Genomic DNA, 12,818 nt, shown 5'->3' with positions numbered 1-12,818 from the left:
ACACTGCCCCCCAACCAAATTCGACCGGGAGAGGGGCATGGGCTGGGATCGGGCAACGCCGTTCATCATTGATCTTCAAGTAAATGCCGAAGACATCGACGGGTTGGGCCACGCCAACAACGCGGTATACGTCACCTGGCTCGAGCGCTGTGCCTGGCGCCATTCCCAGCGCCTGGGCCTGGATCTGGTGGAATACCGGCGCCTGGATCGGGCCATGGCGGTGGTGCGGCATGAAATCGATTACCTGGCGGCCGCCTATGAAGGCGACGAGCTGCAGTTGGCAACCTGGATCGTCGATTGGGACCAGCGCCTGAAAATGACCCGGCATTTCCAACTGGTCCGCCCCAGCGACAACACTACCTTACTGCGGGCCCAGACCTCATTTGTCTGCATTGAACTGTCCACCGGCCGGCCAAAGCGCATGCCGCAGGAATTCATCGAGGGTTATGGCGTGGCGCTGAATCCATCTGGCATCTTCATAGACTGACCCACCGCTTTCGCGAGCAGGCTCGCTCCCACAGGGGATTTGTGGCGGGCTCCAATTCTGTAAACACACTGGAACCATTGTGGGAGCGAGCCTGCTCGCGATGACGGCAGCACATCCGACATCAATGTAAGCGGACCCACCGCTATCGCGAGCAAGCTTGCTCCCACAGGATTTGTGGCGGGCTCCAATTCCGTGAACGCCTTGGAACCATTGTGGGAGCGAGCCTGCTCGCGATGACGGCAGCACATCCAACATCAATGCAAGCTGACCCACCGCTATCGCGAGCAGGCTCGCTCCCACAGGGGATTTGCGGTGGACTCCAATTCCGTGAACGCCTCGGAACCATTGTGGGAGCGAGCTTGCTCGCGATGACGGCAGCACATCCGACATCAATGCAAGCGGACCCACCGTTTTCGCGAGCAAGCCCGCTCCCACAGGGATTTGCAGTGGACTCCAATTCCGTGAACGCCTCGGAACCATTGTGGGGGCGAGCCTGCTCGCGATGACGGCAGCACATCCGACATCAATGCAAGCGGACCCACCGTTTTCGCGAGCAAGCCCGCTCCCACAGGGGATTTGTGGTGAATGCCGGCTATGTGGGCAAAATCCGGTAAACTGCCGCACGTTTTTTCGTTTGAGTGTGTGTTTCCATGCAAATTGCCTTGGCACCCATGGAGGGGTTGGTCGACAACATCCTGCGGGATGTCCTGACCCGTGTTGGCGGTATCGACTGGTGTGTCACCGAGTTCATTCGCGTCAACGACCGTCTGCTCACGCCGGCCTACTTCCATAAGCTCGCCCCTGAACTGTTGACGGGCGCCCGGACTGCTGCCGGCGTGCCGCTGCGGGTGCAGTTGCTTGGTTCTGATCCGGTGTGCCTGGCGGAAAACGCGGCGTTGGCCTGCGAACTGGGCTCAGAGGTCATTGACCTGAACTTCGGTTGCCCGGCCAAGACCGTGAACAAGTCCCGGGGCGGGGCGGTGTTGCTCAAGGAGCCGGAACTGCTCAACGAAATCGTCGAGCACGTGCGCCGCGCGGTGCCAAGACACATCCCCGTCACCGCCAAGATGCGCCTGGGTTTCGATAGCCCGGATGGTGCATTGGTCTGTGCCACGGCGTTGGCCGAAGGCGGCGCGGCGCACATTGTGGTGCATGCGCGGACCAAGACCGACGGCTACAAGCCCCCGGCTCACTGGGAGTGGATCCCGCGAGTTCAGGAGGTGGTCAAGGTGCCGGTGTTCGCCAATGGCGATATCTGGAGCGTCGAAGATTGGCGTCGATGCCGTGAAATCAGCGGCGTTGAAGACATCATGCTCGGTCGCGGCCTCGTTTCTCGCCCTGACCTGGCCCGGCAGATCGCCGCGGCCCGGGCTGGTGAGGAAGTGGTCGAGATGTCCTGGGCCGATTTGCAGCCGATGCTCCAGGACTTCTGGGTGCAAGTGGTCGAGCAACTCACCCCCCGCCAGGCCCCGGGCCGATTGAAGCAATGGCTGGCCATGCTGACGCGCAATTATCCCGAAGCGGTGGCGCTGTTCAGCGCTCTGCGGCGGGAAACCGACCTGGACGCGGTGGGGCATTTGCTGGGTGTGCAGCGCACCGAAGCGACCTGAAAAAATTTCAAAAAAAGCTCTTGAAAAGTTTTTGGCGAACCCTAGATAAGGGTTACGCGATGCCGAATTCGGGTCGCGGAGACAAAAAAACTTGCTGAATTTTTCAGGAGATTTGAATCATGAGTACTGCATTTTCGCTGGCCCCTCTGTTCCGTTCCTCGGTGGGTTTCGATCGTTTTAACGACCTGTTCGAAACCGCCCTGCGCAACGAACCGGGCAGCAGCTATCCACCCTACAACGTGGAAAAACATGGTGATGACGAGTACCGCATCGTGGTCGCCGCCGCCGGGTTCCAGGAAGAAGACCTGGACCTGCAAGTGGAAAAAGGTGTGCTGACCATCAGTGGCGGCAAGCGCGAAGCGAGCAACGACAGCGTGACTTACCTGCACCAAGGTATTGCCCAGCGTGCGTTCAAGCTGTCCTTCCGGTTGGCCGATCATATCGAGATCAAGTCCGCCGGCCTGAGCAACGGTCTGTTGAGCATCGACCTGTTGCGGGTGATTCCGGAAGAGGCCAAGGCCAAGCGCATCCCGATCAACGGGGCGCAGCAGCAACCCGCGCTGCAAAACTGATGCATCGCAACTGAAGAAGGGCGCCAGATGGCGCCCTTCTTCATTCTGGAGCACGGTGGAAGATTAATGGTGGCGAGGGGATTTATCCCCGCTGGGCTGCGAAGCGCCCCCAAAAAAGACCAGGCGACGCTGTTTAGCCTGACACACCCAGGCGACGGCTTTTAGGGCTGCTTCGCAGCCCCGCGGGGATAAATCCCCTCGTCACAAGCGCCCCCCGTAGCGTCTCCATGTCACGGCAACAACCGTTCAAACGCCTCCAGCGGCAACGGCCGGCTGTGCAGGTAGCCTTGGTACAGATGGCAACCCAGCCCTTGCAGGAACTGCAATTGCTCCAGGGTTTCCACGCCTTCGGCAATCATCTCCAGGTTGAGACTGCGGGCCATGGCGACGATGGCGCGGATGATCTCCGCGTCGTTGGGGTCGCTGGTGGCGTCGCGCACGAATGACTGATCGATCTTCAACGTATCCACCGGCAGGCGCTTGAGGTAGGTCAGCGACGAATAGCCGGTGCCGAAATCGTCCATGGCAAAGCTCACCCCGAGTTTCTTGAGCCGGCGCATCTTGGCGATGGTGTCATCCAGGTTCTGGATCACGATGCCTTCGGTGATTTCCAGCTTCAGCAGGGAGCAGGGCAGGCCATGGGTGGCCAGGTTGCTTTCGATGCGTTCGACGAAGTCGCTTTGGCGGAACTGCCGCGGACTGATGTTCACACACAGGCTGAATTGCTCCGGATCGATCTTGCCCTTGGCAATCAGTTGCTTGAAGCCATCGCAGGCTTCGTCGAGGATCCAGGTCCCGACTTCCAGGATCAGGCCGCTGTCTTCCAGCACCTTGATGAATTCGTTGGGCGATTGGGCGCCCAGGTCCGGGTGATGCCAGCGCACCAGGGCCTCGGCGCCGACAATGCGGTTGTCCCGGGCATCGACCTGGGGCTGGAAATGCACGCTGAACTCGCCACGGGCCAGTGCCTGGCGCAGGTCGGTCTCCATGCGCAGCCGTTCGCTGGCGGCTTTTTGCATGGTGGTATGAAACATCTGCGAGGTGTTGCGCCCCGAATCCTTGGCGCGATACAGCGCAATGTCGGCGCGCTTGAGCAAATCGGTGGGCGTGGAGCCGTGGTCGGGAATCAGCGCTATACCAATGCTCGGCGTGACCTGCAGTCGCTGGCCATCAAGAAACATCGGCTCCGAGAGCAATTCGCGCAGGGTGTCGGCCAGGGTTTGCACCTGCTTGCTGACTTCGTTGCGCGTGCCTTCCAGGCCGCTGAGCAGCACCACGAACTCGTCGCCGCCCAGTCGTGCGACGGTGTCCTCCAGGCGCACGCTGGCTTCCAGGCGCGCGGTGATGATTTTCAGCACGGTGTCGCCCACCGGGTGACCGAGGGAATCGTTGATGTGCTTGAAGTGGTCCAGATCGAGAAACAGCAGGGCGCCACGCAAATTATGGCGCTTGAGCAGGGCGATCTGCTGGCTCAGCCGGTCCATCAGCAAGGCTCGGTTGGGCAGGTTGGTCAGTGGGTCGTGATAGGCGAGGTGGCGGATCTGGGCTTCGGCATTGCGCAGCAGGCTCACGTCCCGGGCGGTCAGCAGCAGGCACGCCGTTTCGTTGAGCGTGATGGGCTCGACCGAGACTTCCACGGTGAGGATTTCCCCACGTTTATTGCGCCCGAGCATTTCCTGGTGGACGACGCGGCCCTTGAGTTGCAATTCGGCCAGCAGGGCGGCGCGTTGTTTTTCTTCGGCCCAGATCCCCACTTCGTAGACCGTGCGCCCGATCACCTCGTCGGCGCGGTAGCCGGTCAACCGACAGAAGCCGTCGTTGACCTCCAGGTAGCGACCGCTCTCGTGTTCGGTGATGGTGATGGCGTCGGGGCTGGAATGAAACGCCTTGGCGAATTTCTCTTCGCTGGCCTTGAGGGCGGCCTCGGAGCGTTGTTGCTGCGTGATGTCCCGCAAGGTCGTGACGATGCAGGGCTGGTTGCCGACATTGATTTGCCGGCTGGAAATCACACAGGTCAGCGGCTGGCCGTTCTTATGATGAACGACGATGGCGACATTGCTCAGCGATTGTTCGCGGATCACCCGTTCGATGCGTTGCAGGCTACTGCCCGAGGCGTCCCAGAGGCCGATTTCGTCGGCGCCGAGGCCGATCACGTCGTTGGCGGTCCAGCCGAAGGTCTGGGTGAAACTGGAGTTGATCTCGAGAAACCGGCCGCTGTCCTGGTGGGTGACGCAGATCGGGTCGGGGCTGACCTGGAACAGCGTGGCGAATTTTTCTTCCGAGGCGGCCAGGCTCTGTTCGCGCTCCACCTGGTCGGTGATGTCCAGCAGGGTGCCGGCCATGCGCAAGGGGCTGCCGTCGTCGTTGCGATAGAGGCGGGCGCGGCTTTCCAGGTAGCGCGAGCTGCCGTCCGGCAGTTGCACCCGGTAGGTCAATTGGTAGTTGCCCGCCGGGCCCTCGCGCAGGCTGCGATAGGCGTTGCGCATGTTGTTGCGCTCTTGCGTGGGGACGCCCTCGAAAAACGCGTCGAACGATTCGTGGAAGGGCTTGGGTTCCAGGCCATGGAGCTGCGCGGCGCGGGCCGAGCCGTAGAGCATGCCGCTGGGAATGTGCCAGTCCCAGGTGCCCAGTTGCGCGGAGTCGAGGGCCAGGTCCAGGCGTTCCTGGCTATCCTTGAGGGCCTGTTCGGCGAGTTTGCGCTCGGTGGTATCGAGAAAGGTGCTCAACAGGTAGGGCTGGCCTTCGAGTTCGACTTTCTGCGCACTGAGAATGCCGTTATGAATCTGGCCGTTGCTGGCCCGGAACTCCACCTCCATGCTCACCAGGTCGCCCTTGGCTTTGGTCGCCTCCACCAGTTTCACCCGCTGGCTCGGGTCAACCCACAAGCCCAGCTCCAGGGTGGTGCGGCCGATCACGTCATGCACCGGCCAGCCGAACAGGCTTTCGAAATACTGGTTGGCTTCGCTGATCAGCCCGTCTTCCTGGCGGGTCAGCAAGACCATGTTCGGGCATAGATGAAAGAGCGTGGCGAAGCGTTTTTCCGAGCTGCGCAGGGCTTGTTCGCGCTCGCGCTGATGGGTGATTTCGCGGATCACCCCGATCATGCGCGGACGGCCATGCTTGTCGGGCAGCACGCTGCCGCTGATTTCCAGCCAGTGCAGGCTGCCGTCGGGCCAGACGATGCGATGGTGCATCGCCTGTTCCAGCGGCGCCCCGGCCACTGCCGCGTGAAAGGCACGCACGGCCCGGGCCCGGTCTTCGGGCAGCAACAGGTCCAGATAATCCACATCCGCCGGCAATGGCTGGCGCGGATCGAAGCCGAACAGCGCCTGGGTGCCGCGGGACCAACTGATCTGTCCGCTGTCGATGTCCCACGACCAGGCCCCCAGCCGTGCACCGTTCAGGGCGGCCAGCAACTGCGGCGCGCTGTCCCAGCTTTGCTCGGACCGTTTCGGGTCTAGCGCCTGGATACGTGGCAAGGGCGGGAGATGGTCAGCGGGTTTGGGCATTTCTGGCGAGCCTTGAGCGGGTTGGGCATAAGCACAAGCATCCAAGGCCCTACAGGCGCGGCACAACCTATGCCTTTGTCCCTGGCAAATCGATTTGTGCGTCCAGTAAGGCCATGAAAGCCCGTGCAGCGTTCGACAGCGTCCGTTCGGTGTGCAAGATATAGCCTAGCTGGCGACTGAGCTGTATGCCCGGCAAAGGAATGCGTGCCACCTGTTCGTCGAGCATGGTGCGCGGCAAAACGCTCCAGGCCAGGCCGATGGAGACCATCATTTTTATCGTTTCCAGGTAATTCGTGCTCATGGCGATGTTCGGCGTCAGGCCCTGGGCCTCGAACAGCCGTCGCACGATGTGATGGGTAAAGGTGTTGCCCCCCGGGAAAACCGCCGGATGCAAGGCGATGTCCGCCAGGCTGACCGCGCCGTTTTCCAGCAACGCATGCTCGGGGGCAACCACGAAATCCAGGGGGTCGTCCCACACCGGCGTGGCCCGTACCAGCGTGTGGGGTTCGGGGGCGAGGGTGATGACGGCCAGTTCGGCCCGGCCATGGAGGATTTCTTCGTAGGCCACTTCCGAATCCAGGAACTGAATGTCCAGCGCCACCTGGGGGTAGCGGCGGGTGAACTCCCTAAGTAGAGGCGGCAGGCGGTGCAGGCCGATGTGGTGGCTGGTGGCGAGCGTCAGGCGCCCGGTCACTTCACCGGTCAGGTTGGTCAGGGCGCGGCGGGTGTCGTCCAGCACATTGAGGATTTGATAGGCCCGTGGCAACAGGGCCCGGCCGGCCTCGGTCAAGCCCACTTCACGGCCCAGGCGGTCGAACAGGCGCACCTTGAGTTGTTGTTCGAGGCCGGCAATGCGCTTGCTGATGGCCGGCTGGGTCAGGTGTAGGCGTTCGCCGGCACCGGAGAAACTGCCCGTCTCGGCGATGGCAATAAAGGCATTGAGATTGGCGAGGTCCATGGCGGTTCCGGTCGAATTCCAGTTGGTTATGCAAAGTATGAAAAATATGAATTTGAGTTATTTAATGTAACCCCATAGGATCAGCCTCACAAGCCAAGGGGTTATTGATTCGTTCAGGCCCGGGGCATAGAAACAAGCTGATGAGGAACCGTCTGATGGCCGGCAAAACGCTCTACGACAAGCTCTGGGATTCGCATTTGGTCAAGCAGCGCGACGATGGCTCGGCGCTGATCTACATCGATCGTCACATCATCCATGAAGTGACTTCACCGCAAGCCTTCGAAGGCCTGCGCCTGGCCGGGCGCAAGCCGTGGCGCATCGATGCCAACATCGCGACCCCGGACCACAACGTACCGACCACGCCGGAGCGCAAGGGCGGCATCCAAGCCATTGCCGACCAGGTCTCGCGCTTGCAGGTCCAGACCCTCGACGATAACTGTGACGAATATGGCATCGTCGAATTCAAGATGAATGACGTGCGCCAGGGCATCGTCCACGTCATCGGCCCGGAGCAGGGCGCGACCTTGCCGGGCATGACCGTGGTCTGCGGCGACTCCCACACCTCGACCCACGGTGCCTTCGGGGCCCTGGCCCACGGCATCGGCACCTCCGAGGTAGAGCATGTGCTCGCCACCCAGTGCCTGGTCGCCAAGAAAATGAAGAACATGCTGGTGCGCGTCGAGGGCAAGTTGCCGTTCGGTGTGACGGCCAAGGACATCGTCCTGGCGGTGATCGGCAAGATCGGCACCGCCGGCGGTAACGGCCACGCCATCGAGTTCGCCGGCAGCGCGATTCGCGACCTGTCTGTCGAAGGGCGCATGACCATCTGCAACATGTCCATCGAGGCCGGTGCTCGCGTTGGCCTGGTGGCTGCCGATGAAAAGACCGTGGAATACGTCAAGGGCCGCCCGTTCTCGCCAAAAGGCGCGGAATGGGACATGGCGGTCGAGGCCTGGAAAGACCTGGTCTCCGATGCCGATGCCAAGTTCGACACCGTGGTCGAGCTCGACGCGACCCAAATCAAGCCGCAAGTCAGCTGGGGCACTTCGCCTGAAATGGTGCTGGCGGTGGACCAGAACGTACCGGATCCGGCCAAGGAAATGGACCTGGTCAAGCGTGACTCCATCGTCCGCGCCTTGAAATACATGGGCTTGAGTGCCAATCAGGCGATCACCGACATTCAACTCGACCGCGTGTTCATCGGTTCCTGCACCAACTCGCGGATCGAAGACCTGCGCGCCGCGGCGGTGATCGCCAAGGGCCGCAAGGTCGCCTCGACGATCAAGCAGGCCATCGTGGTGCCGGGCTCGGGCCTGGTGAAGGCCCAGGCCGAAGCGGAAGGGCTGGACAAGATTTTCCTCGAGGCCGGTTTCGAGTGGCGCGAGCCAGGGTGCTCGATGTGCCTGGCGATGAACCCGGACCGTTTGGAGTCGGGCGAGCATTGCGCCTCCACCTCCAACCGTAACTTCGAAGGCCGTCAGGGCGCCGGTGGCCGTACGCACCTGGTGAGCCCGGCGATGGCCGCGGCGGCGGCTGTCAACGGCCGTTTCGTCGACGTCCGCGAATTGATCTGAAGGAGCGCAGCATGAAAGCTTTTACCCAGCACACCGGTCTTGTCGCGCCTTTGGATCGTGCCAACGTCGACACCGACCAGATCATTCCCAAGCAGTTCTTGAAGTCCATCAAGCGCACCGGCTTCGGCCCGAACCTGTTCGACGAATGGCGTTACCTGGATGTCGGCCAGCCGTACCAGGACAACTCCAAGCGGCCGTTGAACAAGGATTTCGTGCTCAACGCCGAGCGTTACCAAGGCGCCAGCGTGTTGCTGGCCCGTGAGAACTTCGGCTGCGGTTCCAGTCGCGAACACGCGCCATGGGCCCTGGAAGAATACGGTTTCCGCAGCATCATCGCGCCGAGCTACGCCGACATCTTCTTCAACAACAGCTTCAAGAACGGCTTGCTGCCGATCATCCTGAGCGACGCTGAAGTGGATGAGTTGTTCCAGCAGGTCGAGGCCAGCCCCGGCTACCAGCTGAAAATCGACCTCGCGGCCCAGACCGTGACCCGCCCCGACGGCAAGGTGCTGGGTTTCGAGATCGACGCGTTCCGCAAGCATTGCCTGCTCAACGGCCTGGATGATATCGGCCTGACCTTGCAGGACGGCGAGGCGATTGCCGCGTTCGAGGCCAAGCATCGGGCGAGCCAGCCTTGGTTGTTTCGCGATGCTTGATTTTGCGTAAGGCGTAACGACGCCATCGCGAGCAGGCTCGCTCCCACATTGGATTTGCGGCGTAAAGAAAATCCCTGTGGGAGCGAGCCTGCTCGCGATGAGGCCAGAACAGACACAGCCAAAAGGAAGTTCCATGACCAGCACCGCCCACAGTCAGGTTGTACAAAAACAATTCGGTGAACAGGCCTCGGCCTATCTGAGCAGTGCCGTGCACGCCCAGGGCGCCGAGTTTGCGCTGCTACAGGCTGCGCTGGCTGGCCGTGGCGATGCCCGTGTGTTGGACCTGGGCTGTGGCGCCGGCCATGTGAGTTTCCACGTGGCGCCGCTGGCCGGTGAAGTGGTGGCCTATGACTTGTCCCAGCAGATGCTCGATGTGGTGACTGCGGCGGCCGCGGAGCGGGGCCTGGGCAACATCAGCACGGTTCGCGGCGCCGCCGAGCGCCTGCCCTTCGCCGACGGTGAGTTCGACTTCGTGTTCAGCCGCTATTCGGCGCATCATTGGAGCGACCTGGGCCTGGCGTTGCGGGAAGTGCGCCGGGTGCTCAAGCCGGGCGGGGTGATGGCGTTCATCGATATCCTGTCGCCAGGCACGCCGTTGCTGGACACCTACCTGCAAAGCATCGAAGTGCTGCGCGACACCAGCCATGTGCGCGATTATTCGGCCGGCGAGTGGTTGCGCCAGGTCAGCGAAGCGGGGTTGCACACCCGCAGCACCTCGCGTCAGCGCCTGCGCCTGGAGTACCACTCCTGGGTCGAGCGCATGCGCACCCCCGAGGTGATGCGTGCGGCGATTCTCCAGCTGCAGCGTTCGATGGGCGATGAAGTGCGTGAATATTTTGAGATTGAGGCCGATGGTTCGTTCAGTACCGATGTACTGGTGCTGTGGGCCGAGCGATAGCATTTTTCCCGGCCAGCGCCAGAGGCCTGTGTCGACAGAGCAAACGAGGAAAGCATGAGCAAGCAGATTCTGATTCTCCCAGGTGATGGCATTGGCCCGGAAATCATGGCCGAAGCGGTCAAGGTCCTGGAGCTGGCGAACGACAAGTACAGCCTGGGCTTCGAACTCAGCCACGACGTGATCGGCGGCGCGGCCATCGACAAGCATGGCGTGCCCCTGGCCGATGAGACCCTGGACCGTGCCCGTGCCGCCGATGCCGTGCTGCTGGGTGCCGTGGGCGGCCCGAAATGGGACAAGATCGAACGCGACATCCGCCCCGAGCGCGGCCTGCTGAAAATTCGCGCGCAATTGGGCCTGTTTGGCAACCTGCGTCCGGCGATTCTTTACCCGCAACTGGCCGACGCCTCGAGCCTGAAACCGGAAATCGTCTCGGGCCTGGACATCCTCATCGTTCGTGAGCTGACCGGCGGTATCTACTTCGGCGCCCCGCGTGGCACCCGCGAGCTGGATAATGGCGAGCGTCAGGCCTACGACACCCTGCCGTACAGCGAAAGCGAAATCCGCCGTATCGCCCGGGTCGGCTTCGACATGGCCCGCGTGCGTGGCAAGAAGCTGTGCTCGGTGGACAAGGCCAACGTGCTGGCCTCCAGCCAATTGTGGCGCGAAGTGGTCGAGCAGGTGGCCAAGGATTACCCGGACATCGAGCTGAGCCACATGTACGTCGACAACGCCGCCATGCAACTGGTGCGCGCGCCCAAGCAGTTCGACGTGATCGTCACCGACAACATGTTCGGCGACATCCTGTCCGACGAAGCGTCGATGCTCACCGGTTCCATTGGCATGCTGCCGTCGGCTTCCCTGGACGCCAACAACAAGGGCATGTACGAGCCATGCCACGGTTCGGCGCCGGACATCGCCGGGCAGGGCATTGCCAACCCGTTGGCGACCATCCTGTCGGTGTCGATGATGATGCGTTACAGCTTCAACTTGAACGATGCCGCCGACGCGATCGAAAAAGCCGTCAGCGTGGTCTTGGACCAAGGCTTGCGCACCGGTGATATCTGGTCGCAAGGTTGTACCAAAGTCGGTACGCAGCAAATGGGCGATGCAGTAGTCGCCGCGCTGCGGAATCTGTAATCTTTCGGGCCCACTGCTTCGACGGTGGCCCACTTTTGTATAGGTGTAGTTGCGATGAAACGTGTAGGTCTGATCGGTTGGCGCGGCATGGTCGGTTCCGTGCTCATGCAGCGAATGCTGGAAGAGCAGGATTTCGATCTCATTGAGCCGGTGTTTTTCACCACTTCCAATGTCGGTGGCCAAGGCCCGTCCGTGGGCAAGGACACCGGTGCGCTCAAGGATGCCTACAGCATCGAAGAGCTCAAGACCCTCGACGTGATCCTGACCTGCCAGGGCGGCGACTACACCAGCGAAGTATTCCCCAAGCTGCGTGAAGCCGGCTGGCAGGGTTACTGGATCGACGCCGCTTCCAGCCTGCGCATGCAGGACGATGCGGTGATCATCCTCGACCCGGTCAACCGCAAGGTCATCGACCAGCAGCTGGATTCGGGTACCAAGAACTACATCGGCGGCAACTGCACCGTCAGCCTGATGCTGATGGGCCTGGGTGGCTTGTTCGAAGCCGGGCTGGTGGAGTGGATGAGCGCCATGACCTATCAGGCGGCATCCGGTGCCGGCGCGCAGAACATGCGTGAACTGATCAAGCAGATGGGTGCGACCCACGCCGCCGTCGCCGATGACCTGGCCAACCCGGCCAGCGCCATCCTGGACATCGACCGCAAGGTCGCCGAGGCGATGCGCAGCGATGCGTACCCGACCGAGAACTTCGGCGTGCCGCTGGCCGGCAGCCTGATCCCGTGGATCGACAAGGAACTGCCTAACGGCCAGAGCCGTGAAGAATGGAAGGCCCAGGCCGAAACCAACAAGATCCTCGGTCGCTTCAAGAGCCCGATCCCGGTGGACGGCATCTGCGTGCGCATCGGCGCCATGCGTTGCCACAGCCAGGCGCTGACCATCAAGCTGAACAAGGACGTGCCGATCGCCGATATCGAAGGGCTGATCAGCCAGCACAACCCTTGGGTCAAGCTGGTGCCGAACAACCGCGAAATCAGCATGCAGGAGCTGAGCCCGACCAAGGTCACCGGCACCCTGAATGTACCGGTGGGCCGTTTGCGCAAACTGAACATGGGCTCGCAATTCGTCGGTGCCTTCACCGTCGGCGACCAACTGCTTTGGGGCGCGGCCGAACCGCTGCGTCGCATGCTGCGGATCCTGCTCGAGCGTTGATCGATTGTCGCTGTGAAGAACCCGTGCCTTGTGAGAGGTGCGGGTTTTTTTATGTCGCTGAATGCATGGGATCAATTGTAGGAGCGGGCTTGCTCGCGAAAGCAGAGCGTCAGTCACTAATTTTTAGCTGGCACACCGTATTCGCGAGCAAGCCCGCTCCCACATGGGATCCTCGGTGGCCGCAAAACCTGTGGGAGTGAGCCTGCTCGCGATGGGGCCAGCCCAGGCACCGCAAATCCTCCTGCCAATT

General features: G+C 61.8%; 10 protein-coding genes. 8 read left to right on the top strand and 2 right to left on the bottom strand.

Translation table 11 applies throughout. The annotated features are described in order from the left end of the window. Positions 1-37 precede the first annotated feature (37 nt). From AC30D9_RS06065 to AC30D9_RS06055, 3 genes are all read left to right on the top strand, one after another. Positions 38-487: an acyl-CoA thioesterase gene (locus AC30D9_RS06065; RefSeq protein ID WP_307571666.1), complete on the top strand. Its 450-nt coding sequence runs from the start codon at positions 38-40 to the stop codon at positions 485-487. A gap of 650 nt (positions 488-1,137) precedes the next feature. Further along, positions 1,138-2,097 (top strand): tRNA dihydrouridine synthase, encoded by a 960-nt coding sequence (locus AC30D9_RS06060; RefSeq protein WP_490143647.1) that lies wholly within the window; start codon positions 1,138-1,140, stop codon positions 2,095-2,097. 119 nt (positions 2,098-2,216) lie between these two features. After that, the gene (locus AC30D9_RS06055; protein ID WP_003203872.1) at positions 2,217-2,669 is read left to right on the top strand and encodes an Hsp20 family protein; all 453 of its coding nucleotides are present in this window, start codon (positions 2,217-2,219) and stop codon (positions 2,667-2,669) included. A 230-nt stretch (positions 2,670-2,899) separates the two neighbouring features. Here the strand turns inward: AC30D9_RS06055 and AC30D9_RS06050 are convergent, their stop codons facing one another. Both AC30D9_RS06050 and AC30D9_RS06045 read right to left on the bottom strand, forming a co-directional pair. After that, positions 2,900-6,178, bottom strand: coding sequence for an EAL domain-containing protein (locus AC30D9_RS06050; protein ID WP_134925108.1), 3,279 nt, complete (start codon positions 6,176-6,178; stop codon positions 2,900-2,902). Between the two features lie 67 nt (positions 6,179-6,245). Next, positions 6,246-7,136, bottom strand: a complete 891-nt coding sequence (locus AC30D9_RS06045; protein WP_109754595.1) for a LysR family transcriptional regulator — start codon at positions 7,134-7,136, stop codon at positions 6,246-6,248. Between the two features lie 155 nt (positions 7,137-7,291). On the opposite strand from AC30D9_RS06045, the gene leuC reads away from it, so the two are divergent. The 5 genes from leuC (at position 7,292) to asd (ending at position 12,568) form a co-directional block, all read left to right on the top strand. Beyond that, positions 7,292-8,710 (top strand): 3-isopropylmalate dehydratase large subunit, encoded by a 1,419-nt coding sequence (gene leuC / locus AC30D9_RS06040; RefSeq protein ID WP_134925106.1) that lies wholly within the window; start codon positions 7,292-7,294, stop codon positions 8,708-8,710. 11 nt (positions 8,711-8,721) lie between these two features. Continuing rightward, positions 8,722-9,366 (top strand): 3-isopropylmalate dehydratase small subunit, encoded by a 645-nt coding sequence (leuD, locus tag AC30D9_RS06035; protein ID WP_134925105.1) that lies wholly within the window; start codon positions 8,722-8,724, stop codon positions 9,364-9,366. A 133-nt stretch (positions 9,367-9,499) separates the two neighbouring features. Next, positions 9,500-10,264, top strand: a complete 765-nt coding sequence (locus AC30D9_RS06030) for a class I SAM-dependent methyltransferase (protein WP_116833048.1) — start codon at positions 9,500-9,502, stop codon at positions 10,262-10,264. A gap of 54 nt (positions 10,265-10,318) precedes the next feature. Then, positions 10,319-11,401 (top strand): 3-isopropylmalate dehydrogenase, encoded by a 1,083-nt coding sequence (gene leuB, locus AC30D9_RS06025; protein WP_490143646.1) that lies wholly within the window; start codon positions 10,319-10,321, stop codon positions 11,399-11,401. Positions 11,402-11,455: 54 nt separating this feature from the next. Next, positions 11,456-12,568, top strand: a complete 1,113-nt coding sequence (gene asd, locus AC30D9_RS06020) for an aspartate-semialdehyde dehydrogenase (RefSeq protein ID WP_134925104.1) — start codon at positions 11,456-11,458, stop codon at positions 12,566-12,568. Positions 12,569-12,818 lie beyond the last annotated feature (250 nt).

The sequence above is a fragment of the Pseudomonas sp. DF11 genome (genome assembly GCF_058148565.1).
This window is presented reverse-complemented; position numbering and strand designations above follow the sequence as displayed.

Coding starts and splice junctions, on each gene's coding strand:
- AC30D9_RS06065 (WP_307571666.1), top strand. CDS start 38: ATGGGCTGGGATCGGGCAACGCCGTTCATCATTGATCTTCAAGTAAAT.
- AC30D9_RS06060 (WP_490143647.1), top strand. CDS start 1,138: ATGCAAATTGCCTTGGCACCCATGGAGGGGTTGGTCGACAACATCCTG.
- AC30D9_RS06055 (WP_003203872.1), top strand. CDS start 2,217: ATGAGTACTGCATTTTCGCTGGCCCCTCTGTTCCGTTCCTCGGTGGGT.
- AC30D9_RS06050 (WP_134925108.1), bottom strand. CDS start 6,178: ATGCCCAAACCCGCTGACCATCTCCCGCCCTTGCCACGTATCCAGGCG.
- AC30D9_RS06045 (WP_109754595.1), bottom strand. CDS start 7,136: ATGGACCTCGCCAATCTCAATGCCTTTATTGCCATCGCCGAGACGGGC.
- leuC (WP_134925106.1), top strand. CDS start 7,292: ATGGCCGGCAAAACGCTCTACGACAAGCTCTGGGATTCGCATTTGGTC.
- leuD (WP_134925105.1), top strand. CDS start 8,722: ATGAAAGCTTTTACCCAGCACACCGGTCTTGTCGCGCCTTTGGATCGT.
- AC30D9_RS06030 (WP_116833048.1), top strand. CDS start 9,500: ATGACCAGCACCGCCCACAGTCAGGTTGTACAAAAACAATTCGGTGAA.
- leuB (WP_490143646.1), top strand. CDS start 10,319: ATGAGCAAGCAGATTCTGATTCTCCCAGGTGATGGCATTGGCCCGGAA.
- asd (WP_134925104.1), top strand. CDS start 11,456: ATGAAACGTGTAGGTCTGATCGGTTGGCGCGGCATGGTCGGTTCCGTG.